The sequence below is a fragment of the Nodosilinea sp. AN01ver1 genome (assembly GCF_050565655.1).
Classification (GTDB): domain Bacteria; phylum Cyanobacteriota; class Cyanobacteriia; order Phormidesmidales; family Phormidesmidaceae; genus Nodosilinea.
Map to the genome: position 1 here is coordinate 155,393 of NZ_JBNXVS010000007.1, position 25,776 is coordinate 181,168.

Genomic DNA, 25,776 nt, shown 5'->3' on the forward strand with positions numbered 1-25,776 from the left:
TTATCTGACTGTATTGAACGGCATATCGGCCAGCTATGGTAAAAGGAATAAGCTGTTTGCCCCTCACCGTGGCCCGACTATTGTGCTGACCGTTACCCGTGTGCTGCCCCCGGACGATGCCGCTGCTGTGCTGGCCACGCTGTCGCTGACGGCGAGCGATCGCGCCAAGTCCCGGCATCGCTTTACCGCTGACGATGGCACACCGATCTATCTCAATCTGGCGCGAGGCACGGTGCTGCGCGGCGGCGATCTGCTGGCGGGCGCTATAGAAGACGCTACAGAAGACAAAAGAGAGGGCGATCGCGGCGACGAGGTGCTGATTCGGGTGATTGCCAAACCCGAGCCCGTGGTGCTGGTTACTGCCGATGCAGCGTTTGATCTGATCCGAGCCGCTTACCATTTGGGCAACCGTCACGTCTCGCTAGAACTTGCGGCAGACCGCCTCAAGCTGGAACCCGACTCCGTGCTAGAGGCCATGCTGACTCAGCTCGGCGGGCTGGTAATCACTCCGGCCACTCTACCCTTTGAACCCGAAGCCGGAGCCTATCGCTCGGTCCACAGCCACATTCACGGTCACGGCCATGACCACAACTAGTGCTCAAGCGCTGCTGCGGCTGCTGCAGTTGACCAGCCCCGCCCTGCCGGTGGGGGCCTACAGCTATTCTGAAGGGCTAGAAACGCTGGTCGAGCAAGACACCGTGACAACGGCAGCAGCCCTGACCCGCTGGCTAGAGCAGGAGCTAGCCTACGGCCTGGTGGCGATCGATGCCGCTGCCGTGGGGCTGGTTTACCAGGCCGCGACTCAAGCCGCATGGGGCCGTCAGGAGGGGTTGCCAACCGCCGCCCCCTTTGCCTTGCTCAACCACCAGCTCTCGGCCCTGCGCGATAGCGAAGAAAGCCGTCAGCAGAGCTGGGCGATGGGTCGCGCCCTGGTGCGCATGGCCACCCACCTGCACCCCCACCTCAAACCCTGGTTTAATGCGGCAGGCAACCCCTGCAACTTTGCCATCGCCTTTGCCCTGCTGGCCACCCACTGGCACATCGACCCGCAACAGGCGGTGCTGGGCTACCTGCACAGCTGGGCCGCCAACCTGATTACCAGCGCCGTCAAGCTGATTCCGCTGGGGCAGACGGTGGGCCAGCAGATCTTGCTGGAGCTGTACCCGGCGCTGGAAGCGGCCTGCGATCGCGCCCTCGCCACCCAATCGCTCGACGAACTCTACCTCAGCAGCTGGGGCACGTCGCTGGCGGCCATGCAGCATGAGACCCTCTACACCCGGCTGTTTCGCAGCTGAGGGAAAGCGCTACAGTTGGCTTGACCCGTTTCGCTTGCCCTACCGCGCAGAGGTGATCCGATGGCGAGTCTAAAGAAGGTGGCGCTGCTGGGGGTGGCGTTGGCCATGCTGTCAGCCTGTGCGGCTCAGGCTCCGGCCAACAGCCCTGCGCCCAGCCTCTCAACCCAACAGCGGTTTGCAGGTCGCCCCGGCGTTACGGTACTGGCCGCTGCCGATGCCCCAGCGCCGCCTGTGCAGGGGCAAACCCTCTACGTGCCGGTTTACGCCGAAATTTTTGACGCCGACCAGGACCGCACCTTTCAGCTCACCGTTACGCTCAGCCTGCGCAACACTGATCGCGACCAGCCCATTGTGATCACCACCCTCGACTACTACAACTCGGGGGGCGATCGCATTGTCTCCTACCTCGACCAGCCGATTCAGCTTGGCCCCCTGGCCTCTACAGAAGTCGTGATCGAGCGCAGCGATGTCGCAGGCGGCGTGGGAGCCAACTTCATTGTGCAGTGGCAATCTGCCGCCGCCGTCAGCGAGCCGGTAGTCGAAGCCATAATGATCAGCTCCGCCTCGCAGCAGGGCATGTCGTTTGTCAGCCCCGCCCGCGTGATTGACACGCTGCCGCCAGAATAATGGCGTAATTCCTGGTATGCAAAGCTATATCGCCCCCTGAGCATAGCGAAACACCGCCCAGACACAGGATGCAATCGCCCCATAACAGCAAATCACGGACTGGATATAGTAAATCAGTGGGGTGATCAACGATGCGATCGCCCCCATCTCCTCATCCCTACCCTACGAAAAGCCGCTCCACGCCTCCTCACCCATCCACCCGCCCACTCACCAAATGACCACCATCCACCCCTCCACCGACTTTCGCTCCGACACCGTCACCTGGCCCACCTCCGCCATGCAGGAAGCTATGGCCGCCGCCGAACTGGGCGATGACGTCTACGGCGAAGACCCCACCGTCAACGAGCTAGAAACCCTGGCCGCCCACTTGCTCGGCAAAGAGGCGGGGCTGTTTGTCACCAGCGGCACCCAGGGCAACCTGATTGCCGCCCTCACCCACGCCCAGCGCGGCGACGAAGCCATTTTGGGCGAAGATGCCCACACCTTTTGCTGGGAAGCCGGAGGCATCGCCGTGCTGGGCGGCATCACCACTCGTCCACTGCCCACCGACAGCCGAGGCCGCATGGATCTCGATCAGATTAAGGCCGCCATTCGCGGCGATAATCCCCACCTGCCCCACAGCCGCCTGATATTGCTCGAAAACAGCTCCGGCGGCAACAACGGCGCGGCGATCGCACCCGACTATTTTGCATCCATCCGCACCCTGGCCCAGTCGCACAACCTCAGCGTGCATCTGGATGGAGCGCGGCTGTTCAACGCCACCACCGCCCTGGGGGTAGACCCCACCGCTATTACCGCTCATGTCGATTCGGTGAGCGTGTGCCTGAGCAAGGGGCTATGCGCCCCGGTGGGGTCGGTGCTGGTGGGCAGCCAGGCCTTCATTCACCAGGCTCGTCGCCACCGCAAGCTGCTCGGCGGCGGCATGCGCCAGGCCGGAGTGCTGGCTGCGGCAGGCATTCTCGCCCTTAAAACCATGACCCAGCGCCTTCAGACCGACCATGACAACGCCCAGGCCCTAGCCCAGGGCCTGGCCACCATCCCCGGCATTGAGATCGACCCAACGGTGGTTGAAACCAACATGGTGTTTTTCAATCTGGCCCAGGACGTAGAAATCTCCCCTGAGCACCTGATTAAAACCCTGCGCGCTGATTATGGGCTGTATATGGGCGGCTACGGCGATCGCACCCTACGCGCCGTCACCCACTACTGGATCGAGCGTACCCAAGTCGAGCGATTGGTCGAAGCCATTCGCACTGTCCTCGCGAGGGGATGAGGGGATGAGAGGATGAGGGGATGCAAAATTGAGAATTTCTCCTCCGGAGACGCTGCGCGAACAAAATTTTGAACTTTGAATTTTCCACCCTCCTCACTCCCTCACCGCCTCACCTTCCCCACCCTCTCCACCCACCTTCCCATCTCTACCCATTGCGCTGCACCCCAGACCTGGCTACACTTAGCCCAGCAATCCGACCCCATCTCCCCATCTGCTATGGAATGGCATGTGACCGATGCCCAGAGCCTGCGAGTCATTGACTCCGAAATTGGCGACCACAGTTTCTCGCCCTCGGAGTACGAAATCGTGCGCCGGGTAATTTACGCCACCGCAGACTTTGACTTCAAAGACCACATTCACTTCTCCGACCAGGCGCTACAGTCGGGGGCGGCGGCGCTGGCGGCTCGCACCACCATCATTGTGGATGTGCCGATGGTACAGGTGGGCATTACCCCCTGCATTCAGCAAACCTTTGCCAACCCGGTGTATTGCAGCATGGATGCCTTGACCCGGCCGCAAAAGGGCAAAAGTCAGGCCGCCTGGGGCGTAGAGACTCTGGCCCAGCGCTACCCCGAAGGCATATTTGTAATCGGCTCCTCCGAGGCGGCGCTGTCTACCCTGGTCGATTTAATCGATGCCGAGAAGGTGCGGCCAGCCCTGGTGGTTGCGACCCCAGCCGGGTTTATCGACACCGCCGTGGTCAAAGACCGCCTGCAAGACACAATGGTGCCCCACGTGCGTATCAACGGTCGCAAAGGTAGCGCCGTGGTGGCGGCGGCCATTGTCAACGGGTTAGTCGATCTGGCCTGGCAGGCCTACGGCAAAGAGAATCCCTAACAGTCGCGGTTTTCGACGCTGCCGTCGGGCATGGTGGTATTGCAAAACCGCACCATGCTGCGGTTCACGCCGCGCAGGTTAGCGCCTTTTAGGTTGGCTCCTTCTAGATTGGCGGTGCCCAGGGTCACGCTGAGCATAACGGCCCCGCTGAGATCGGTATTAGACAGATTGGCGTCGGTCAGGTTGGCTTGAGTCATTTCAACGTTGCTCAGGTCGGCCCCTGAGAGGTTGGCGTTGGGTAGGTTAGCGCCATTCATCTGGGCACCCGCCAGCGTTGCACCGCTCAGGTTGGCCCCTTCCATATCGGTGAGCATGAGGTTGGCGTTGCTGAGGTCGGCACCGACCAGGTTGGCCCCGGTCAGCACGGCAATTTTGAGGTTGGCCCCGTTCAGGTCGGTGTTGCTGAGGTCAGCTTCGTTGAGAATGCACACCTGGCACTTTTTGGTGTCGAGCAGCTTTTGCACATCGTCGGGAATGGCGGCATCGGCAGTGGCAAAACTAAACCCCCAGAACGTCAGGGCGAGTGCCAGCATGGCCAGTAGGCGTTTCATAGTCTGCAAAAATCCTGTAAACGGGTCTTGGTTATTCTCCCACTCAAGGGGTAAGCCGAGAAGCCCAACGGGGTGGCTGTAGCTTTAGTGCCAGGCTGTTTGGCCTAGCCAAAACCGCTTTGGATCCGAGCTGCGGCGGCAGGGGGGCCAGTGGCTCAGGGCTTCGATATCCAAGTTGGGGGCGGGCACTGGCAGGTCTTGGGCCAGGCAGAGGTGGGCGATCGCGCCAGCAAACTCATCCCCATGCCCACTGCCCCTGGCGATACCGTGGGCCAGCTCGTGGGCCACCAGCCCCGGCCAATCGGCGGGCACAATGCGGCCCGGGTCCACCATCAGGGTGATGGGAGTGCGATCGCGGCAAAACCCATCGACTCCCGCCTGGGTGGCAATGGGGGCCGCAAAAATCTGGGCTTCAGGCCTTTGGGACGACTCAAAGCAGGCCAGCAGATCGCTCAATATGGCGTTGAGCTGCTGGTTGACCGCATGAATGTGGTCGCCAATCCAGATCAGGGCGGTCCCCGGCGGGTCGGCGATGTGGTCGAGGCTAATCCAGCCGGGCTGCACAGCTAAATCGCGCAGCAGACTCAAATACTGCGTTGCCCGCAGCATAGGGTCTTCCCCTGGGGCCGGAGCCTGCTGCCAGTAGATGGCTGGGGGCAGGGCCGCTGGCTCAACGGGGGGTGAGAAGCGACTTCGGGACGAATACTCGTCCTGAGCCGGTTTCCGATCGCGGCGCAAATCGCGGGTCATGGGTCAAGTGCTAGGGCAGCCATAGTAGTAGGTAAAATTTTCCCACAGTATCTACCCCGCGTGCTCCCCACGGCCCTGGCCAGGACTGTCAGCAGCACCTCAGCGGCCCCTCTATACCGATCTGCACGTCCCCTTACCGCTGACCTACGCGACAATAAAACAAACCGCAACTGAGCCGACAGCACAGAGGAAAAGGTCATGACGATTGGGGTTTGGGTACTCGGCAACCAGCTTTGGCAAGATCAGGCGGCCCTGGCCAGTTGTGAAGTCAAAGTTCCGGTTCTTTTGGTAGAGGCGCTAACCTTTGCCCAGGAGCGCTGGTACCACAGGCAAAAGCTGGTGCTAGTGTGGTCGGCCATGCGCCACTTTGCCGACGAGCTAAAAGATGCCGGGTGGCCGGTTACCTACGCGATCGCCGATGACACCGAAACCGCCCTGCGCGACTGGCTCAAAGCCGAGGGCATCAGCGAACTGCGGCTAATGGAGCCGGTCGACCATCCGTTTAGCGCCTGGCTGGAGGGGCTGGATTTGCCCTGTGAGCTGACGATTCTCGACAACAACCTGTTTCTGTGGCACACCGACGACTTCAACGCCTGGGCCAGCAAACGTAAGGGCCTGCTGATGGAGAGCTTTTACCGCGAAGGGCGCAAGCGCTTTGACGTGCTGATGGAGGGCGACCAGCCCGTCGGCGGTCAGTGGAACTTTGACAAGGACAACCGCAAGCCGCCCAAGGGCAAGCTCGACACACCAGACCCCCACTGGTTTGAGCCCGACGCCACCACCCAGGCGGTGATCGACAAAGTAGAAGCCCTGGAGATCACAACCTTTGGCCAGGCCACCCCCTTTCGCTGGGCCGTCACCCGCCAGCAGGCGCTGGCGGTGCTGGATGTATTCATTGCCGATCGCCTGAAGACCTTTGGCCCCTACCAGGATGCGATGGTGGCAGGGGAAGACACCCTGTGGCACGCGCTGCTGTCGCCCTACCTGAACCTGGGCCTGCTGCACCCGCTGGAGGTGATCGAGCGAGTAGAGGAAGCGTTTGCCGATCGCGAGCTGCCCCTCAACAGCGTGGAGGGCTTCATTCGCCAGGTGATGGGCTGGCGCGAGTACATGCGCGGCCTCTACAGCCATTTTGAGGCCGACTACAGCGATCGCAACTGGTTTGACCACCAGCAGCCCCTGCCCGAGTTCTTCTGGGATGGCGAGACTGAGATGAACTGCCTGCACCAGGTGATTGACCAGATTCAGCGCACCGGCTACGCCCACCACATTCAGCGGCTGATGATTCTCAGCAACTTTTCGCTGATCGCTGGCTTTATACCGCAGGAGGTTGAGAACTGGTTCCACGCCGCATTTATCGACGCCTACGACTGGGTAATGCAGACCAACGTGATCGGTATGGGCCTGTTTGCCGACGGCGGGCGGCTGGCCTCTAAGCCCTACGCCTCGTCGGCCAACTACGTGAACAAAATGAGCGACTACTGCAAAGGCTGCCGCTACAACCCCAAGGCGCGCACCGGAGAAAACGCCTGCCCATTTAACTTTTTCTACTGGGACTTTTTGCACCGCCACCGCGACAAACTTCAGACCCAGGGCCGCATGAGCTTTATTCTCAAAAACCTCGACCGCATGCAGCCCGAGGAGCTAGAGGCCATTCAGCAGCAGGCGAAAGCGTGGCACGAGGCTCACCCATAATTTCGCTTAAAAATCTGGTGTTTCAAGGATCCGTAGGGTGGGTTAGGCAGATACCTCAGACCTGCTACCATCCCATCTATCTTGCTCAGCCGTAAACCACTGTCCCCCATCGCAGGTATCCAACAGGTTGTGTTTTGTGACGGTTTTGAGGGGCGATCGCGGCTCCCCATCCCAGAAAGTTAGAATTTGAGAGCGAAATTCCCCAGGGATATAGCTCCTACAGCGAGCATCTGGGGGGATCAAATCTGAACTAAGGCCCGTTTTACCGCAGCGGGCAACGCCGTAACCTTGACTAAATACTATGGTTCAAACCGCACCTCAGTCTCCAGCCAACACCCTACCCGCCGATAGCTATGTCGTAATCGGTCGCGCCACCTGCTACCTGCGTCAGGAGGGAGACGTGATCGAGCTGCAAATTTTAGAACCCATTCCGTCGGCCTACCTGCAGTCGGTACTCCAGGGCGTGCCCACCTCCTACAGCGCCATCTGCGGCACCACTATGGCCCAGGCGATGGCGATGGAGCTGGGTGAGGTTGCTGCTGACCCGGCCCAGCCCTGCGCCGACTACGAAGAGCGTGTTTTGGCCGCCGCCCGCACCTACCAGTCGCGGCCTGAAGCGGCGAATCTGGTTCCCACTGGCACCGTCCACCGCGAGCTAAACTACACCACCGAGAAAAAGCGGGTGCTCAACAGCCAGCGCAAAATTTCTAAGAACGACAACGTCAAGCAGCACAAGTACACCCACGAAGTCCTGTAAAAATTTTAAAGATCAACGCTGTTGGGGTTTCCCAGCAGCGTTGATCTTTTAGATGGGCACGATCGATCGCTGGCAGGTAGGGCAAATGCCGTGGATCAGCAGCTGACAGTCGAGAATGTGGTAGCCCGAGCGATCGGCGGTCTTAGCCCCCACCTTCAGCACCGAGTCGTTTTTGAACTCAATAGTTTTGTTGCACCGCACGCAGATCAGGTGGTGGTGGTGGTGGGGCGCGGGCTGGTTAATCTCGTAGCGCTTTTGGCCCTCGGCCAGCTCCAGCTCGCGCAAAATGCCCATGCGCGCCATCAGCTTGAGGTTGCGGTAGATAGTGGAGAGGCTGATCGGCTCGCCTTCCTTCTCTAGCAGCTCACACAGATCTTCGGCACTCAGGTGGGTGCTCTCGGGCAGGTTTTGAAAGGTTTTGAGCATGGTCTCTCGCTGGGGAGTCATGCGCCAGCCGCGCTCGTTTAGCTCGGCTTTGAGGGCTGATGGAGTGTAAGCAGCCATAGCCTATTTTTCCCCCGCTAGATTTCAATAACTCGTCCTTAATGAGAATAGTAGCGAATTTTTTGGGGTATTTGCAATAATTTTTCGTTATTGAGAATGACTCCGAAGACTGGTTTAGATGTCTTTAGAATTCGCTGGAGAATGGCTCAAAGCGCGCGCAGCGGTGACCAAAGTAAGCGCCGCCAGAGGGGCCGTTACCGCCCTGAGAATGTAAGGCCCCAAAGAAACAGGCTGAAATCCTGCCGCGATCGCACTCTCCACCTCAGCCACCGTCCAGCCGCCCTCTGGCCCAATGGCGATCGCAGCCGGAACCAGCGGATCGCCAGCCTGAGCCACCGCCAGCAGGTGGGGCGCATCGCCCCGCGCCACGCAGATCCACCGATTTCCCTCGATCGCCTGCTTGAGATAGTCTCGCCAGGGCAAGGGCGGCAGAATCTGGGGCAGCAGCAGCCGTTCGCTCTGCTCGGTGGCCTCTTGGGCAATGCGCTGCCAGCGCTCTAGCTTTTTGGGGTTGGGCTGGTGCAGGGTGCGATCGCTGATTACCGGCTGCAGCGTGGTCACCCCCAGTTCTGTAGTTTGGCGCACCACATCGTCAAAGCCGCTGCCCTTGGGCAGAGCGATCGCCAGGGTGATCGGGGCCTGGTGCGGTGCGGAGGGGGCAGCAACGGGCGCGATCGCCGCCACATCAGAATCTTGAGTCAATGTTGCAATCCACTGCTGCCCCTGGCCATCGAGGGCCACAAACTGCTGCCCTGCCCCCAGCCGCAGCACCCGGTACAGGTAGTGCTGCTGGCTGCTGCTGAGCCGAAGCTGGTCAGCCACCACCTGATTCGGCTCCACCATTAACCGCTGCACTGTAACCCTCCCGACCAAGTTAATTTTGCCAACATCCACGGGCTAGGACAGGCTCGGGGTAGGGGCATTGCAGTGCATTGCTCCCGCCCGAGAATTCCATCGGTCAACGTGTCTTAACTCAATTAGCTGTTGCAATATCCTATTCGTCATAACCTAGAATCGGCAAAAACTAAAGCCCCCAGCCCGAAAGCTGGAGGCCTTAGTTTTTAGATGTTTCAGTATAGTTCGTACCCTATAAGAACCTTAGCGGTTCATATCTACTGTAGGAGAACCTACGTAAAGAAAGAATAAGCTGACTATAAAGCTCTGCCAAATTTCTTCGGTAATTACCTAAGTACTGAACCAGGCTAATCTTGACAGGCTCAACGGCCCAGAGTTCAAAGTTTCAGGCTCAAGGCCTGCCGTGAACCGTACCCCCTAAACCCTGCCCCCCTCTAACCTGGCACCTTTGATCTAGCCGAGCAGCCATCTACAGCCCCAGCACCCCAACCTCGTGCTGGCGAGGCACGATATCGAGCACATCGAGCTGGGCACAGTACTGGAGGTCAGCTTCGTTGTTGAGGCGCAGCAGGCGCTGGCCGTGGCTGGCATAGTGCATCAGGTCGAGCAGCTGATCCTGCCACTGTAGGTAGAGGCTGACGGCGGCGATCGCCGCGTCATTGCCGGCCAAATCTTTAAAGGTTTGCCCTGTCGCCGCAATTACCCCATGAATGATGGCTCCGGCACAGACGGTATCTTCTAGCGAATAGGTGCCCTCCCAGCCCGAGCCCACAATCCACACAATCTCTGGACTGTGGCTGAGCAAAAACTCGACCACGGCCTGCCGAGTGGTGAGGGCGGCGGTAATCACCGTGGGGGCATGCTCGATGCGTTTGAGGCAGCGGGTGCCGTTGGTCGTGCTCATAAACAGCCGCTTACCTCCCGATTTCTCGGGAGAATGGTCGAGGGGCGAGTTGCCCAGGTCGCAGCCCTCGACCTGGCCGCCGCCCCGCTCTCCCGCTCGCAGCCGCTTTTCGGGCGGCCAGCTTTCGCTCACGTTTAGCAGGCTGTCGATGTCGCTAAAGACTTGAATCGCCTCAGCCCCCGCAGCCAGGGCCGCGGCCATGGTGGTGGTAGCCCGCAAAACATCGATGGCGATCGCACAGTCGGGGCCGCCCTGATCAGGTACTTCTTCGGGAGTGTGGTACAGAAATAATTTCACGGCTTAGGAGTTTGTTTAGGACGTAAATGACCAAAATCTGGAATCAAAATCGGGATCGCCATCCGTGAGCTACCACATCCGGCTTGCCAACACTTCATTCTATGCGGGGAGTTGTCCCATTTTTGAAAAAAAAGGAGCACCTGGGGCGCTCCTTAATCTGTGATTCTGCCGTTAAGCAAGCGGGCAGCCTAGGGCAGCCACTCCAGCACCGCTTCGTCTTTGGTGTTGGTGCGGCGCGAGGGGGTAGCGCGATCGAAGGTCATGTGGATGGCGCGAGTTTGCTCGCCATCTGCCGCTACCGCCATAATCGGATAGTCAATGTTGCCGTCTTGGAAAGACATCTGGAACCGGAAGGTGCCGTCAGAGTTGAGCTTGATCGGCTGACCGCCAATGGTAACGGTAGCGTCGGGCTCGGTCGCTCCGTAGACAATCAGCTCGGCGTCGGCCACCAGCCAGAACTTGCGGGGACGAATCGGCGGAGCCGAGGCCGAGAAGCCTGCCCCCGACATGGTTAGCCCCGACATGTTGAGGCCGATTCCCGACATTGTGGGCACCCCGGCTGGTGCGGCCCCAGGCACGGCCCACAGCCCCGCCCCGGAGGGAAAGACGTAGGAGCTGACCGCTTTCTCGGGAGCCATTGACGCCGGTACGTGCTGCATGGAGCCAAACAGCGAGCCAGCTACCCGCTGGGCCTCTGCCGACTCGGTCATCGCGAAAATGCTGTCGTAGATGGCATTGGTGCTCTCGGCGGCGCGCTGGCTGGGATGCTTGAGCGTCATCACGGTCTTGCCGCGCAGATCGGCCTGCCAGTCGACGGTCACAAAGTGGTCTTCGACCCAGTCGGAGGGGTAGACCGGGGGAATGTGGACGGGCAGCGACCTGGCCAGCACCAGCCAGCGACCGTCGTTGCACAGGTAGCCGATTTCGGCCACGTAGTCGCGATCGCTGACCGGAATCGGCAGATACCACTCCCGCGCCATTTCGTCGCACTCGTACTGCTGCAGGCTGTGGGGGGCCTGGGAGTAAAAGTCGATGTCGGTGACATCGTAGAAGCGCAGAGCCAGGCGCGAACCGCCCTGCCGCCGCAGCTCATCTTTGTGGGTGTTGGGGATATCCCAGTAGGCGTAGGCCCACTGAGGGTCGCGGGGCATCAGCACGATGCGGCTCTCGCCATAGCCGCTGGGCAAATCGGCCAGCCCGTCGTCTACCGAGGCCAAAACCTCAACCGAGGGAGGGGTCGGCGCGCTGTACGCGGGCTTTGGGGTAGAAGCTACAGCCACGCCCGCCGCCGCAGGCATGGGGGCAGGCACCTGGGCCAGGGTGGGAGCCACCGGTGCAGGTGCCGCCGCAGCCCCTGCGCCACGCTTAGCATCGATCGCCTGAATAGCCTCAATCAGCTCGGTTTTGCGCATGCGGCTGTAGCGAGACACCTCATATTCGCTGGCCACTTTGCGGAGCTGCCGCAGAGTCATATCTTCCAGAGGCGGACGGGGCGATGACATAGAGCACTCTCCTTAATTAAAGACCAGGACAACAAACAGCTAGCAACCCAATCGGCTACGGCAGAGGGATACCATCAGGCCAGGACGATCCCCGCCATTCTGATACCGATCCCGCACCCCAGGCATTGGCACTCGGCCTCAGCCTCAGCATCCAGTTATCGGGCCTTTCGTTGCGGGTGGGGATCAACCGTTGCTCTGTAGCATGACAAAAACAACCGCTGGGATCAAGCCCCCATCAAGGCTTTTCTGGCTTCGTCAGCGAGAATTCAGGGGTTTGGGGATCGCTATGTCATTAAACCATAACAAATTGATCCCCATGTGTATTATTGCGTCAGGGCTTTTTAATATTTAGGGGCAAGCCTAGGGTTCAAAACGGCGATCGCTGGCCTCGTTCTGATGCGATCGCACTGGCGCTCACCTGGGCGACATCCCCTGCTAGAGTTTGGGGATGCGATCGCACGGGTGCCGCCCCTTCCCTGAAGGATCGCGTCTGCCTATCCCTGTCGCTATTAGCCCGCACCACTGGCCCAACAATGCCTTCTGATCCCGCTGCTACACCCGATTCCGATGCTTCAACCGCCAAAGGCAGCCGCATTATTAGCCGCCTGCTGCCGCCTGCCATTCGCCTGTGGCTGCACAGTCAGCTCGACCACATTGAGGGGCTAGAGTTTGCGATCGACGGCAAGGATCGGCAAATTTTGGCGGGCTACCTGCCCAAGGTGACGGTGGCGGCGCACCAGGCGGTGTACCAGGGGCTGCACGTCAGCCAGGTAACGGTCAGCGCCGCCGATATTCGCGTCAACCTGCCCCAGGTGCTGCGGGGTAAGGCGCTGCGGCTGCTACAGCCCTTTCCGGTAGACGGGCAGGTGAGCGTGCTGGCCGCCGATCTGCGGGCGTCGCTACAGTCAGCTCTGCTGGGGCAGGGGCTGCGCGATGTGCTGAAACAGCTCCTGGCGGGGGCAATGACTCAGCAGGGCATTCCCCTCGATCGCTGGCTTGGCGATGGTGAAGCGTCGCCCGCCCCCGACATTGCCCTGGCCACCGATCGCCTGACCCTGTGCTGGCCCCCAGAACCCCTCAGCGGCGATGCCCTGGAGCTAACGATGGGGCTGGCGATGCGCGAAGGGCGCTGGCTGTGTCTGCACCAGCCAGTGGCCACCGTGCTGCCCGCGATCGGCACACCATCCTCGCCGGTCGCGCTTGACGAAATTGAGTTTGACCTGGGGCCAGAGGTGAATATTCGCCAGCTTGACGTTACCCCCACCGGCATTGACCTGGTGGGGATGGTACGGGTAATTCCGGCGGATTAGGTTGATAGGCTTAACCGTAGGGCATTGCCCACCACAGCCTTAATCTCTACCCTCAGGTTTGGCCCAGGGTAATGCTCGCAGCTATTGCTGAGCGCGGCCTGCCTTAGCCTTTTTCTCGGGCAGGTTGCGGGGCGGCACCGCTCGACCTTCGTAGAAGCGGCGTTCTAAACGGCCCAGACCGGCCCAGGCAGCGGCGGTACTCAGGGGCAACAGCGACAGCAGCATGGCCGTAGTGGCGGTGAAGCTGCCGATCGCGATCGGCAGCAGCGACCAGCCCACCGCGCTCACCCCCAAAAGCGCCCAGCGCAGGGTTTTAATGCGGGCCAGGGCCGTGCGACAGCTGTGACAATGCTGGGTGTGCGACTGGTAGCGATCGAGCAGGGCTTGCTTTGTCCACTCGCGCTCTAAACGCTGACCGGGGAAGGGATCGGCCTCGAAGTCGCTGACCCAGTTGCGAAAAGCCAGCACGTAGCGATCGGCCTGGGTGGGCAGGTAGCAGGCCTGGGCGTAGGGGCGATTGGCCTGCTCTAGCTCACGCTCCTGCAGGTGCAGAAAAATTTGGTCATCTTCGAGCACAGCGTTGTTGCCGATGTGGCTAAACCAGCGGGGCGTAAGGCCAATCACGGTAGCGGGCAGTTTTGAGGAAAACTTGAACGGAAAGCGGGCAAATAGCCGACACTCGCCCTTGCGCATGGGGGTGGCGTAGACCACAGTTAACATCCTACGCGCTTAAAACGGCAAAATCCCCTGATTACAAGGAATACAGGGGATAGGCAAGAGGATATTTTAGCTCGTCAAGAATCTTTAACTTTTACCCAAAGCGTTACGAGGTGCTAGTTCCCGTCCTTTGTAGAACTTTTGCTCTAGGTTGCCTAACCAAAGCCAAAGAGCAAAAGCAGTCAGAGGAATAGCTGTGAGAAGACCGGCTACGAGGGGAGTCAGTTCTCCTAAGAGCACTATGAGAGCCGGCACAGCTGACCATACAATTGCGCTAGCTATAAGTGCGCCTTTACGAATAGTCTGAATTCTTTTCAGAGCAGGAGCGCAACTGCCGCAATGCCTAGTGTGGGAGTTATAGCGATCTAGTAGAACATCCTTAGGCAACTCGCGACTTAGAACCTGCCCAGGGAATGGATCCGCTTTGTAGTCGCTTACCCATTTACGGAACTGAAGAACGTACTTATCTGCTTGGGTAGGCAAGTAGCAGGTTTGAGCATAAGGTTTCTCCCCGGCCTTCTCCAGTTCCCGTTCCTGGATATGCAGGAAAATCTGATCGTCTTCCAACACTCCATTATTGCCGATGTGACTCCACCAACGAGGCGTCCGCTTAATAAAGAAGCTAGGAAGCTTTGAAGAGAACTTGAAGGGGAAGCGGGCAAAGAGACGGCATTCCCCTTTCCTCATTGGAACGGCGTACACAACAGTCATTGTTCGGCCAAACTGCTTGGACGTCAGGTCGTGGTACATCAGAGATGGCGCAACAAACGTAGTGTGTTGAGTGCCTAATTTTCCTTTACGTGGTCCTTCCGCCCAGATGCCTTGAAACCCTTGTTTGGAGGATTCTGTCACTTCCATTTCCATAGGGGCCGCATTGTCGCGATTGCCCACGGTTTTGTGGTGGGTGTAAGGGATATGGCTAGCATCTAGGACATTTTCCAGCAGGGTGAGGGCATCGTAAGGCAAATCGCGAAAAGTATTCAGTATGACCCAACCGTCGGGCTCATCTTCTACTGGATCCATGATAGGGACTGCCACTTTTGGAGCATTCTCAGCCTTCCCTGGGTAAACGAACAAAAGTCCCTGTTTCGCCGACGTAGGGAGCGAAACAGCACAAGATCGGTTGGAGAGCTGAGCCTGCACATCTTCTGATGCCTGTGGTATTTGCTCACAACTACCACTGCCAGAGAATGCCCAGCCATGGTATGGACATTCTAGAAGGCCTTCCTCGTTTATTCGTCCCTCAGACAATGGAGCCAGTCGGTGCGGGCATTTGTCTTCAAAGACTCTCCAGATGGACTGGTTTGGGTCCCACCAAATGACAAGACCACGGTCTAACAGGGTAAAGCGACTAGGACGAGCCTCATCCAGGTCTTGAAGGTAGGCAACTGGGTACCAGGCTTCAGCAACATCAAACCGTTCGGGATCCGGTCCACCCGCCGGTAAGATATCGCATTCTTGAGCTGTTGGAGGGGCAAGCATTTCTTGAGTAGCCGTCATAGTGATCCCTGTAGATTTGGCGACACTTCTCTATTGTGTTACAAAATATTGCGAATTGCCGTCGATCTTCTTTATAGGGGGAGCAAGGTAAGAAATTTCTAGGAGAGGCAGACACTCTGCCTCTCCTAGAAATTTCTTAGTTGTATCAAGCACTCCTGCTAGGACGAGCTATCGGTGAGGGTTGGTTCTCTCAATGCTTGCAGGTGTGTTTGAACCTCTAGCATCAATCGTTGATAGTTAATGCACTCCTGACACTTAGGATTGGTCCCGGGAGCGTCACAATCACAGACGTGATCTGAAGGCTCATAGAACAGATGATTACAGCCACGACAGCGGTAGGAGCGCCTGCCAGGACGCCCTCGACTGATGTTGATGTCTTGGGACTGGCAAGATAGGCAGACTGGGTGATCTACATCAAAAGGTTGGCGTTCCCAGTTGTCCAGGGCTTGGTCCAGGGCAATGTCGAACAACTCACGATTGTTACGCAGAATCTCAAGTGAATTGAGCATAAATAGCTCCTTGCGTGGTTAAGCATGGAGAATAACTTTCTCGACCTCCCCATTGTGAATGATTATTTTGTGGATGAGATGTTGAAAAATTCTTGTTTTGTCGTCATTAGTCAGGGTCTGCCAAATCCCCAAGTTATTACCAGCACGAATCAAGTCCTTGATTTCCTGGCTGTCGAAATTTCCATTCATGAATGGGTTGATCTCTTCCCGGATTTGTTGTTGAATCTGTTCCTTAATGGCCTCAACGTTGAGATTGAAGCGAGGAAAGTTCTCTAAGGCTAAGAGTTGCTCCTCCAGGTCTAACTGTCTCCTAGACTTTTTAGGGATTTTCTCAGCGTTATCGGCTTCTTCGGAAGGGGCATTGAGCCCCTTTGAGCGCTCCAGGAGATACTTAATAACAGCATTCTCAATATCACTTTTCCTCATGGATTTTTTGTTGTTACAGCCGTATCCTGAGTGGCGGCAAGCGTAATAGGCGTATTTCTGCTCACCATTGTGAGAAACAGATTTCTGAGTGCATAACGACCCACACTCGCCACAAAAAACAAGTCCTGTTTGCCAGGCAAAGGGTTTGTAGTTTTGGCCTTTGGGAGCCAAGTCCTCTTTGTGAAAGAAGGCACTGCCCGACATTCGCATGTTTCGTTTTCTTAGGCGAAGTAGTTCATCGCGCTCTCCATCCTTTAAAAGTCTCTGGTCTGGATGAGTATTGCAGATAATGTTCCAGTCTTCCACCTTCTTCATCAAACGTTTTTTGCCTTTACGAAAGTCTTTTAGATAGCAGGTATGACCATCTAGGATAGGATTAATCAGCCATAGACTGAATCCCGTCTTTGACCAGTGTAAGATGCTATCTGTACCATTGCGTTTGGAAAGGGTCTTACCAAAACCATATCTTCTTTGAGCAGCTTGTAGACCTCGGTTTACACCTTGATACTCAAACACAAGCTCAATACAGTCTCGCGCGACTTGGGCAACTGTTCGTTTGGGTAGTTGTAGAAAAACTTCTTCTGAGAGATGATCCTCTAAATAGTCTTTGTAGTTATCAGGCCGGTCTTCCAATAAGCAAAGGTATGGACGATCATCGAGGTAGTATTTATGGTCTTTGACTACATAACCAAATGGACACGAGCCATTAGCCCACTTTTGTTTTCTAGCATGGGCTTTCCCGTGCTTAATTCTCTCAGACATTAAATCAATTTCCCATTCTGCTAGCATTCCTAGCAGGTTGAGCATCAATCTGCCTTGGGGAGTACTTAAATCCAGATTTTGATCAAGGATAGCCAAAGTAACTTCATGTTCTTCAAGTTCTTCAACAAGCAATTTCAATGTCATTAAAGACCTGGTGATGCGGTCAATCCGAGTGATATATATCTTCTTTATTTTCCCCTTTCTTACTTGCTCCATCATTTGTTGAAAATTAGGACGATTGTCTTGGCTGCCTGGCTGAATATCTTCAAAGATCTGTTCTGCTGGGGTTGCCTGAATTCGGGCTCTTTGCTGTTCTAAGGCGTTAGAGTCCTCTGCTTGTTCACGTGAGGATACGCGAACATAACCAACTTCAATTGGTGTGTTCATTTTTGTGTTCCTTGGGTAGAAAAGTGTGTGAATTACTGTTGTCGAATAGCTACTCAGCATTTGTGTCAAGCTGTGTAGTTGCACAAATGCTGGCTTTATTGATTCGAGAAATACTTTTAAGGCCACCGAATAAATGTTGCGTGAGCGATGGCGTTTAGATTTTAGCACTTTTTTGTGCAAAGCCAACTCAAGTGGGATGTGCACAAAAGTCCCAAAAATTCTGAAAATAGAGAATTTTATCCTGTTGATTCGCTCACTACAGCTTGAGCTTTTAATTTGCTCAAAGGCTGTCAGTTGAAGCAATTTTCTTGCCAAAGTTTTCATTATGGTTCCTATCCTCATTTAGTACTTAGGGTTGAGGTAGAAACACAAAAACCAAAAAGCCCTCCGTTTCCACGTGCCCATATAAGAACAGCGAGTGGAATCGAAGGGACTTTTCGGTTGGAATTAAGTCTCTTGCTTTCTAACTATTGGTTTTCTGTGTTTATAGTGCCATTGTAGCTAGACGCTTTGGGTCTGAAATATCTTGTTGCGAAATATGACGGTGTTGTCGTATCGCACGTATTGTCTAGGTTAGAGCTACACCGCTAAAAAGTCTCCGCTGCTTTTGTCGCTTGCCAGATGGGTGTACATGCTCATGGTGGTATCGAGGGAAGCATGGCCAAGGGTTTTACTGATGATGGCCATGTCTGCTCCCCGGTTGCGGGCATGGGTGGCGTGGGAATGTCGGAACCAGTGAGGAGATACAGGTAATTCCACACCAGCTCGCTCAGCAACGACAGCTACAATTTCCCGCATACGCCGGTCAGAAAGTGGGTTCCCCTGTCGTGACTGTAATAGCGGGGTGTCGGGACTCATGGTTGAGCTAAGAGACTGTAAGCGGTGAAGCAGATCAGCTGAAACAGTTACGCCATGGGATTTATCCGTCTTAGAGGCATAAAGATTGATGATGGCCCGACCATCTGGCATTTCTACAACATCACCCCAAGTAAGGGAAGCAATTTCGCTGACCCGGGCACCAGTTGCATAGAGAAGGCGCAGCATGGCTTCGTCCCGTGGGGTTTTGGCCGCCCCGAATAGTTTGAAGACCTGTTCTTCGGAGAGCAATCGACCTGTAATGCTTTGGTTCCCTCGCTTTAGCTTGAGGGCCGCTCCCACATTGAAGCGAATGGCTCCTGTTTCTTGTGCAAACCGGAGGAGGGACTTAACGGAAGCGAGTTTACGCCTGGCGGTTCGGCTGAGTTGGTCGGGAAATCGGGGGTGGGGATATTGCTCGCGGAGGTGGTCCTGATAGTCCTGGAGATCGTCAAGGGTGACTGCTCCAAGGGGAGCTTGGTGAATGTGGTCAAGAAATTGTGACAGATCCGTTTGGTAAGCCTTGCGGGTGTTAGCTGAGTGCGATCGCAAGAATGCTCGGATGATGACTGCGTTCTCATCACCCCGGAGGATTATTGCTGATTCTGGTTGTGCCAGTTGACCCATCGTTGTCTACAGACTGCAAAAGTCTGAGCCGCCGATAACTCGATTTATCCTACTATTCTAGCTCTTGGCAATTTGCTGCTATTCGTGTGTGCCAGTAGAGAGCCACTAGCCTTTGGTATTCTGATAGCCTTTCTAGAGTTCCGAGCACATATCTATTCAAGGCAATCAATCCATAGATATATGTCTTTAGTAAAGAATCGGTAGAGTCTCTATTAGTCTGAAATAGCGTGAGTTAGGATATAGTCCCTATCTTGTCTGAGTGAAATGGTATATACAGCGTGGTGCTCACGCGATAGGCATGATGTGGAATCAGTGAGTGTATAAGGCAAGGGTTATGGTTCCTACTATCGTGATGACCAAACAAGACCTTGACAAGCTTCCTGATGAGGTTTTGCGCCTGATTGGGATGGGACAATATACTCTGTACAGTGTTGAGGTAAGCGCTCAACCTGAAGTTTGTTTTGTGCTACGCACAGGAGAACGAGAGTTTTTCTTTCTCAAGGAAGATGGAGAGCCGCTGTCTTTTAATGACTTCCCCAACTTTAAAATTCGGGAGAGAGTGAACATTGAAGATGTTCCCGTTTTCGCTGTCGTACCCAACTTCCATCGACCTTGAAACTTTTAGATTCTGACACAACCTGGATATTTTTAAGCGGTTCTGATGAGGATCGCTTTTTAAGTGACATGCTTTTCGGCGTCAAATGTCTATTACATAGAAAAGTCCCAGAAGTCAATATCTTACTATTTATTGATCAGCCCAGCGGCTCAAATTTTGTATCTGCATACGGTTTTCCGAGTGGAGTAGAAATCTTCCTAACCAAGGAGTTGAAACAGCAGCTATCAGCTAGGAATATCAAAAAAATAGTCATTGTCGTCACTGGACATGGTGGTCTAAGGGGAATTTCTGCTTCCCCAGATATTCAACCTTATCCTCTCCTTGCCACCATTAAAAGTTTATCTAATATAGAAGTAGCTCTAGTTGTCCTTGGTCAGTGTTATGCCGGAACTTTTAATTTTCTAGAAGCTAGGAGTCAAGACTCCACTGGTCAAATTCTACCTCCTGAAGTGTGTTTTTTAGGAGCTACAGACCTCACCTACAGTGTTAGTATTACTGTTGACATCTCTAGCCAGCCTATAGCCGCTCAAATCAATTCACCTCTTCAATGGAATGCCAACCTTTTTCTACTATTTTTCATGTTACAGGTGGCTGATCCAATAGATTACGATGGGGATAATCGTTTTAGTGTACTTGATGCCTACAAAGCATCAGGAATTGGAACCAATGCAGAACTATTACAAGTCAAAAGAAATGCTTTGTTGAGTTTTCAACAAAGTGTAGTAGACAGCACTGTTAGCCGAATAATACAGCAGACTAGCGTGACCCAGCAGCTGCTTCAAAAAGCACAGCAAGATCTAATTACCGCATCCAACGCGATTCTAACAAATCAAAGTCCATGGATCCTCCATGCAAATCTTGCTCGAAAACTAGAACTTTAAAGAAGCGTAAAAAATCAAGAACTGCTTCGGTGTTCATCGAGATAAATTTCCTAAATGTCTAAAGTGTTCTAGCGGGGCCAGTATCGAGCCATCTCTGAATATAGTTGAGTGTGCCTCGGGAGTAATGTTGGGGTCAGAGCCTGTCACCTCACTCAGATCCATCACTTCATCTGCTGCTTCTGGACCCACCTCTACTATTCTTAAGACTTGATCAAATATTTTTCGATGCAAACCCAAAAACATTAATTCAGGGGCTTGTAAGCCTTCTTGCAGCTGTTCAAGATCCGATAGCCGAATGTAGTGTCTCGGGATGGCCGGAGGATAGAAGAAAACTCCAACAAACTCGTGCTCCGCAACAGAAATAATATCTGTAGTCCAGGTTTCTAATACAGAAAGTTCTCCCTGGTAGTAACTTGCTGGTAGCCGATAGGGAGTAATACTTCTTCTAAGTGCTTGTGATAACTGTGGCAAGCCAAGTTTGTGAAATAAAGATGCATAATGACCAGCGATAGTAGTTCTCCTCAATGCCAAGCTAGCAGCTGGTGAAATGGGTGTATTTCCTGGCGTAAATGGATCCTCAGCTAACACGGTCGTTTCACAATTTAAGTGGTTTTCATTGCCCAGGAATGTTGCCACAAGATAACCCTTTATCCTTAACTCATTATTTTCTTTGTCTACAAGATGCATTCTTTTGAATTGCTCGTTCCATTCCATAAATTTCTTGCTCAAGAAGTATTTTTCAGGGTTTGTACTCATTGCCGCTTTGGTCTGACTTCCTTTTGCTTCCCCCAGAAAAATTGTCTGAGCATCATAAGATTTACTAAAGCTGCATAGGTAGTCAGGAATATCCCCTCTTCTATTCCTTTTGCGCTCTAATCTATAACAAATGCCATCTATTTCAATGGTTCTATCTAAGATGTGATCGATGTGGTGAAAGTATGTCACATTGCAGTACTCTTGGAGATACCAGCGACAAAACGCTTTTCCAAAAGTTTTGGACTCAGATATTTTAGCTTCCTTATGTGCTCCCACCCCAGAACCATTGAATCTAAAGTGACCATCCTTAGTCAAAAAAAGTAAATAATGATTACCTAAGTAATTTGTTTCAGGCAAGTCCTGATCATATAAGTCTCTAAACAAATGACCAAATAGGCAATCTAGATTGATTGAGGCTTTAAAGATATTGATTTTGGGCTCCTCTTCAGGAGGAGAAGCATTGCAAGCGATCCGTAAAACTTTAGTGTTATCTGAGGGCATCGATAGTTACCCTGAATCCTAAAGTAGGCTCTGGCCATGATTTAACTGGCTAGCATTAGTTTGCCCCTTTGATGTCGTAGCGAATTGCTTGCAAGATCAAATCTTGACTTTTCAAGACCTAAGACACCATTTTCGGGCAAATTGCCCAATCTCGGGGCTGCTACTCGTCCTCACCTCTCACCTGCTTGTAAACTGCCCGCATCAAGTAATCTGCCGCTACCTTGCGGAAGTCGTCGTCATTCATCAATCGCACGAAAATATCCTCATTCCCTTCCATCCGCTCGATGAAGAGGTTCTCTAGCAGCTTCTGAAAGACTTGGGCAAAGTTCTCCTCTGAGTTGGCCTCGGCAGCCTGGCGGATTTGCTCGTTGGCGACGGCAGTTTCGCGGACCTGGTCGAAGAATAGCTGGTCCGCCGGGGTAAATTCGGTGCCAAAGCGCTCGTTGAGTTTTTCTACCAGGGATGACAACAACACTTCCTCGTCAGCCTGGCCAGTGCCAACTTCGGTAGGACCTCGTAGGGGTGAGGCTTCGCCTTCTTTTAAGCTGATCTGGCCTTCGCTGATTTTCTCCAGGCGGTAGTATTTCAGCTCCACTTCGTCATCGATTTTGACCCTGGGACCATCCTCAGTGCGGGGCAGCTTGGTCAGTAGGAAGCGGCCGAAGGCGTAGAGCTTTTCCAGGTCAGAGTCCTGGTAGGGAATGATTTGAGACAGGAAAAGGTACAGATTACGGAAGCTGACGAGTTGGCTTTTAAAAAGGGCCTGCTCCCCTTCATCCAGTTCCTTAAAGCTTTCAACGACTGGGTTCAGCAGACTGTTTAGCTTCTGGTGCTCGCCGCCGGTGAGGTTCTGACGGTTCCGAAACCAGACCTCACACCACTGATTTACCCGATCCTGGTCAAAGAGCTGCCACTGCTCAATGCGGTGGGCCAGGTCATTAAGCTGTTGAGGGTCAGACTGCTCCCCGACTGGGGTGTCTTCGTAGTACGGCTTGAAGGCGGTGTAGATGTCTGCTGGGCTGTTGACGAAGTCAAGCACAAAGGTATCGGTCTTGCCGGAAGCTGTGCGGTTAAGCCGCGACAGGGTCTGTACCGCCTGCACCCCGGCCAGGCGCTTATCGACATACATAGTGTGCAGCAGGGGCTGGTCAAAGCCGGTTTGGTACTTTTCCGCTACCAGCAGCAGTTGGTATTCCTCGGTGTCGAACTTATCCCGCAGTTCCGACTCCTTAATGCCTTTATTCATGCTGACTTCGGTGAACTTGCCAGGATACCCCTTTAGAGTAATGTCACCACTGAAGGCTACCAGGGTGCGAATGTCGGAGTAGCCTTTTTCCTTGAGATACTTGTCGCAGGCCAGCTTATAGCGCACCACCTGCTCCCGAGAGCTGGTTACCACCATGGCCTTGGCACGACCGCCCATTTTGTGGCGAGTGTGGGTACGGAAGTGCTCGATGATGACTTCTACTTTTTGCTGAATGTTATGGGGATGCAGCTCCACAAAGCGGGCCAAGGCACGGGCGGCCTTGCGTCGGGGCACTTCAGGGTCATCTTCGATGGTCTGGATGAGCTCGTAGTAGCGTTCGTAGCAGGTGTAGTTTTCCAGTACATCCATGATGAAATTTTCTTCAATAGCCTGCCTCATGCTGTAGAGGTGAAAGGGGGACTCTCCGGTTTCCCCTGGCTCATCGAACACCAGCTTGGTTTTGTATTTGGGGGTGGCCGTAAAGGCAAAAAAGCTGAGGTTGGGCTGCTTGGTGCGTTTGAGCTGTTCCCGGATCATGTTCTCTTTGGCGGCATCGGTCAGCTCGTCATCCTCCAGGTCGAGCAGTTGCTCGGCGATCGCACTTTCAATCCCATCCTTATTTAGCACCTTCCGCAGTTCCATGGAGGTTTCGCCACTCTGGGAACTGTGGGCCTCATCCACGATGACAGCAAACCGTTTGCCCTCGGTGGAAATCTCCAGCGTAGTGCCTTTTTTCTCAAGGGTCTGGATGGCCTGGGTAATGAAGGGAAACTTCTGAATGGTAGAGATGATGATCGGCACCCCTTCGGAGAGAGCCCTGACCAACTGCTGGGTATTTTCGTCAATTTTCTGGACTACTCCCTGCTTGTGGTCAAACTGGTAGATGGTGTCTTGCAGCTGCTGATCGAGCACCCGGCGATCGGTAATGACGATAACGGAGTGGAAGACTTTGGTGTCATTGGCATCGTGAAGGTTGGCCAGGCGGTGGGCCAGCCAGGCAATGGAGTTAGACTTGCCGGACCCCGCTGAGTGCTGCACCAGGTAGTTATGGCCAGAACCGTGCGCCCAGGCATGGCCAATGAGCTTCCGCACCACGTCGAGCTGGTGGTAACGAGGGAAAATTAAGGTCTCCTTAGTAAAGCGTTTAAGCCCCTTGTCTGTAGCTACCGTTTTTTCGTTGACCTGCAGGTGCAGGAACCGGGCCAGGATGTCGAGCAGGCTCTGACGGCTGAGCACCTGCCGCCATAGGTAGCTGGTGCGGTAGTTGTCTTCTATGGGGGGATTACCTGCCCCATGGTTATAGCCCTGGTTAAAAGGCAGGAAGGTGGTCTCTTTGCCCTCTAGCTTGGTGGTCATAGAGACCTGGTCGGTGTCTACGGCAAAGTGGACTAGGCAGCGCTGCTTGAAGGCGAAGAGCAGTTCTTTGGGGTCGCGCTCATAGCGGTACTGGTTTTCGGCCTTTTCGTAGGTCTGCCCGCTCATGGCGTTTTTAAGTTCCAGGGTGGCGATGGGCAGGCCGTTGACCGCCAAGATGATGTCGGGAATCACCCCGCTGGCAGTATGGACCTGGCGAGTGATAGTAAGGCGGTTTTTTTCGTAGCGGGCGAAGGACTCCGGGCTCATGCCGGTGTTGGGCTCGAAGTAGGCCAGGCGCACAGTTTTGCCAAAGCACTTAAAACCCTGGCGCAGCACTGTGAGCATGCCTTTGCTCTGGAGTTCTTTGACCAGACTATCGAGGAGGACGCTTTCGGCTCTGTCCTGGTTGAGGGTTTGAAATCGCTCCCAGAAGGTGGGTTGAGTCTGCTGAACGAAACCGATAACGTCTTTGGGGAAGAGGGCGCGATCGCGATCGTAGTCTTTGGGATCGCCTTTGGTGTAGCCTCCCTCGGTGGTTAAGACCTGCTCGATCGCATCTTCGAAGTTGATTTCCCGGTGCATGGGGCACCCCTATATTGACGGCGCTGTTCTCAGTAAACCCACCCAGCGACTTCGATGGTCACCTAGACAAACAATTTCTACCAAGTTTCTGAAAAGCGCTTTTGTCGGATGTAAGCTTCAGAGCTATTTCTTTACATAAAACCATTCGTATGTAAGCTTTGCTGATTGGTCAAGATTGCTGGAGGTTCAGGAAGCATCGAGAGACCAGTCTTCTAGAGAAAGATTAGGGATGAGAGAAAAGTCTTGCTGGTTGCGCGTTACCACCGTCGCCCCATTAGCTAAAGCGATAGAAGCAATTCTCACATCCTTAGCTAGCTTTCTTTGGGACAACTTTCGATTTTGGCTGCGCAAGTTGACATATACCTGCTTGGCCGACTCATCAAAGTCGAGTATGGGGACAGACTTGATGAAGTCGATTGTATTTGCAAACTTCCCATATAGCTGGACTAAACGGTTGGGGTCTTCATTGCCTTGGTTGATAAGATTAACCCAGCCATTAAACAATTCCTGAACCGTAATAATGGAAATTGCGACATCAGGATGTCTACTGGCTGCTGCTTGAATTACCTGTTGATTGCCTCTCAAAATTAGAGAAACATGATCAGTGTCTAAAAGCCATTGACTCACCGCAAAACCTACCCCTAGACCTGGCTACCCATAGAGACTCTGAGCTTTATTGAGAAATCTTGCGCCCATATGGTTGAGACGTTGGCTAAATGCTGATACTGCATCTCAAGAAAAATCTTGCAGGTTTTGCTGAGATGTCGGCGTGTAATTGGTCACAGCGATAAGGGAGGCTTAATGAGAAAGCCTCCAGAGCTCCAGGATTATGCCGGTAAAAGAGCAGGGGGCGAGCACCCCGACGAGGCGATGAGCTCAAAGAGATTGTCCACGGCGT

At 54.5% G+C, this 25,776-nt stretch carries 23 protein-coding genes; 10 read left to right on the top strand and 13 right to left on the bottom strand.

Annotation, left to right across the window (positions count from 1 at the left end):
• Positions 1-82: 82 nt before the first annotated feature.
• The 5 genes from ureE to ACQ4N7_RS08745 all read left to right on the top strand — a co-directional run bounded on the left by ureE (position 83) and on the right by ACQ4N7_RS08745 (position 4,032).
• Positions 83-595, top strand: a complete 513-nt coding sequence (gene ureE, locus ACQ4N7_RS08725; protein WP_430711219.1) for an urease accessory protein UreE — start codon at positions 83-85, stop codon at positions 593-595.
• Entirely contained in the window at positions 582-1,295 is a 714-nt protein-coding gene (locus ACQ4N7_RS08730) for an urease accessory protein UreF (RefSeq protein WP_430711220.1), read from the top strand. Before ureE ends, ACQ4N7_RS08730 begins: the two co-directional genes overlap by 14 nt.
• Positions 1,296-1,355: 60 nt before the next feature.
• Positions 1,356-1,922 (top strand): DUF3124 domain-containing protein, encoded by a 567-nt coding sequence (locus ACQ4N7_RS08735; RefSeq protein ID WP_430711221.1) that lies wholly within the window; start codon positions 1,356-1,358, stop codon positions 1,920-1,922.
• A gap of 214 nt (positions 1,923-2,136) precedes the next feature.
• On the top strand, positions 2,137-3,195 hold the full coding sequence (ltaE, locus tag ACQ4N7_RS08740) for a low-specificity L-threonine aldolase (protein ID WP_430711242.1): 1,059 nt from the start codon (positions 2,137-2,139) through the stop codon (positions 3,193-3,195).
• 216 nt (positions 3,196-3,411) lie between these two features.
• Positions 3,412-4,032: a precorrin-8X methylmutase gene (locus ACQ4N7_RS08745; protein WP_430711222.1), complete on the top strand. Its 621-nt coding sequence runs from the start codon at positions 3,412-3,414 to the stop codon at positions 4,030-4,032.
• On the opposite strand, the gene ACQ4N7_RS08750 is transcribed toward ACQ4N7_RS08745, so the two are convergent.
• A complete protein-coding gene (locus tag ACQ4N7_RS08750) occupies positions 4,029-4,583 on the bottom strand; it encodes a pentapeptide repeat-containing protein (protein WP_430711223.1) in 555 nt (184 codons plus the stop codon). The two genes, ACQ4N7_RS08745 and ACQ4N7_RS08750, sit on opposite strands and share 4 nt — an antisense overlap.
• A gap of 84 nt (positions 4,584-4,667) precedes the next feature.
• Entirely contained in the window at positions 4,668-5,333 is a 666-nt protein-coding gene (locus ACQ4N7_RS08755) for a hypothetical protein (RefSeq protein WP_430711224.1), read from the bottom strand.
• 198 nt (positions 5,334-5,531) lie between these two features.
• Here ACQ4N7_RS08755 and ACQ4N7_RS08760 point away from each other — a divergent pair, with 198 nt between their 5' ends.
• Both ACQ4N7_RS08760 and ACQ4N7_RS08765 read left to right on the top strand, forming a co-directional pair.
• On the top strand, positions 5,532-7,028 hold the full coding sequence (locus tag ACQ4N7_RS08760; protein ID WP_430711225.1) for a cryptochrome/photolyase family protein: 1,497 nt from the start codon (positions 5,532-5,534) through the stop codon (positions 7,026-7,028).
• 301 nt (positions 7,029-7,329) lie between these two features.
• Positions 7,330-7,785, top strand: coding sequence for a hypothetical protein (locus tag ACQ4N7_RS08765; protein WP_430711226.1), 456 nt, complete (start codon positions 7,330-7,332; stop codon positions 7,783-7,785).
• A 48-nt stretch (positions 7,786-7,833) separates the two neighbouring features.
• On the opposite strand, the gene ACQ4N7_RS08770 is transcribed toward ACQ4N7_RS08765, so the two are convergent.
• The 4 genes from ACQ4N7_RS08770 to ACQ4N7_RS08785 all read right to left on the bottom strand — a co-directional run bounded on the left by ACQ4N7_RS08770 (position 7,834) and on the right by ACQ4N7_RS08785 (position 11,847).
• Entirely contained in the window at positions 7,834-8,289 is a 456-nt protein-coding gene (locus tag ACQ4N7_RS08770; protein ID WP_035985320.1) for a Fur family transcriptional regulator, read from the bottom strand.
• 114 nt (positions 8,290-8,403) lie between these two features.
• The gene (locus ACQ4N7_RS08775; RefSeq protein WP_430711227.1) at positions 8,404-9,132 is read right to left on the bottom strand and encodes a 16S rRNA (uracil(1498)-N(3))-methyltransferase; all 729 of its coding nucleotides are present in this window, start codon (positions 9,130-9,132) and stop codon (positions 8,404-8,406) included.
• A gap of 481 nt (positions 9,133-9,613) precedes the next feature.
• A complete protein-coding gene (locus ACQ4N7_RS08780; protein ID WP_430711228.1) occupies positions 9,614-10,345 on the bottom strand; it encodes a 2-phosphosulfolactate phosphatase family protein in 732 nt (243 codons plus the stop codon).
• Between the two features lie 188 nt (positions 10,346-10,533).
• Positions 10,534-11,847 (bottom strand): DUF4912 domain-containing protein, encoded by a 1,314-nt coding sequence (locus ACQ4N7_RS08785; RefSeq protein ID WP_430711229.1) that lies wholly within the window; start codon positions 11,845-11,847, stop codon positions 10,534-10,536.
• A gap of 533 nt (positions 11,848-12,380) precedes the next feature.
• Between ACQ4N7_RS08785 and ACQ4N7_RS08790 the strand changes: the two genes are divergently transcribed.
• Positions 12,381-13,157: an LmeA family phospholipid-binding protein gene (locus tag ACQ4N7_RS08790; RefSeq protein WP_430711230.1), complete on the top strand. Its 777-nt coding sequence runs from the start codon at positions 12,381-12,383 to the stop codon at positions 13,155-13,157.
• A gap of 81 nt (positions 13,158-13,238) precedes the next feature.
• Here the strand turns inward: ACQ4N7_RS08790 and ACQ4N7_RS08795 are convergent, their stop codons facing one another.
• The 4 genes from ACQ4N7_RS08795 to ACQ4N7_RS08810 all read right to left on the bottom strand — a co-directional run bounded on the left by ACQ4N7_RS08795 (position 13,239) and on the right by ACQ4N7_RS08810 (position 18,940).
• Positions 13,239-13,868, bottom strand: a complete 630-nt coding sequence (locus ACQ4N7_RS08795) for a hypothetical protein (RefSeq protein WP_430711231.1) — start codon at positions 13,866-13,868, stop codon at positions 13,239-13,241.
• Between the two features lie 93 nt (positions 13,869-13,961).
• Positions 13,962-15,374, bottom strand: a complete 1,413-nt coding sequence (locus tag ACQ4N7_RS08800; RefSeq protein ID WP_430711232.1) for a Rieske 2Fe-2S domain-containing protein — start codon at positions 15,372-15,374, stop codon at positions 13,962-13,964.
• A gap of 527 nt (positions 15,375-15,901) precedes the next feature.
• The gene (xisF, locus tag ACQ4N7_RS08805; RefSeq protein ID WP_430711233.1) at positions 15,902-17,782 is read right to left on the bottom strand and encodes a fdxN element excision recombinase XisF; all 1,881 of its coding nucleotides are present in this window, start codon (positions 17,780-17,782) and stop codon (positions 15,902-15,904) included.
• A 255-nt stretch (positions 17,783-18,037) separates the two neighbouring features.
• Positions 18,038-18,940 carry a tyrosine-type recombinase/integrase gene (locus ACQ4N7_RS08810; RefSeq protein ID WP_430711234.1) on the bottom strand — a complete coding sequence of 301 codons (903 nt, stop codon included), beginning with the start codon at positions 18,938-18,940 and terminating at the stop codon, positions 18,038-18,040.
• 334 nt (positions 18,941-19,274) lie between these two features.
• Here ACQ4N7_RS08810 and ACQ4N7_RS08815 point away from each other — a divergent pair, with 334 nt between their 5' ends.
• Together ACQ4N7_RS08815 and ACQ4N7_RS08820 are read left to right on the top strand one after the other, a co-directional pair.
• Entirely contained in the window at positions 19,275-19,556 is a 282-nt protein-coding gene (locus tag ACQ4N7_RS08815) for a hypothetical protein (RefSeq protein ID WP_430711235.1), read from the top strand.
• Positions 19,553-20,437: a hypothetical protein gene (locus ACQ4N7_RS08820; protein WP_430711236.1), complete on the top strand. Its 885-nt coding sequence runs from the start codon at positions 19,553-19,555 to the stop codon at positions 20,435-20,437. Before ACQ4N7_RS08815 ends, ACQ4N7_RS08820 begins: the two co-directional genes overlap by 4 nt.
• 33 nt (positions 20,438-20,470) lie before the next feature.
• Here ACQ4N7_RS08820 and ACQ4N7_RS08825 read toward each other — a convergent pair whose 3' ends face one another.
• The 3 genes from ACQ4N7_RS08825 to ACQ4N7_RS08835 all read right to left on the bottom strand — a co-directional run bounded on the left by ACQ4N7_RS08825 (position 20,471) and on the right by ACQ4N7_RS08835 (position 25,505).
• Positions 20,471-21,694: a hypothetical protein gene (locus tag ACQ4N7_RS08825; RefSeq protein WP_430711237.1), complete on the bottom strand. Its 1,224-nt coding sequence runs from the start codon at positions 21,692-21,694 to the stop codon at positions 20,471-20,473.
• Between the two features lie 160 nt (positions 21,695-21,854).
• On the bottom strand, positions 21,855-24,878 hold the full coding sequence (locus ACQ4N7_RS08830; protein WP_430711238.1) for a type I restriction endonuclease subunit R: 3,024 nt from the start codon (positions 24,876-24,878) through the stop codon (positions 21,855-21,857).
• A 186-nt stretch (positions 24,879-25,064) separates the two neighbouring features.
• Positions 25,065-25,505, bottom strand: coding sequence for a type II toxin-antitoxin system VapC family toxin (locus ACQ4N7_RS08835; protein ID WP_430711239.1), 441 nt, complete (start codon positions 25,503-25,505; stop codon positions 25,065-25,067).
• Between the last annotated feature and the right edge of the window lie 271 nt (positions 25,506-25,776).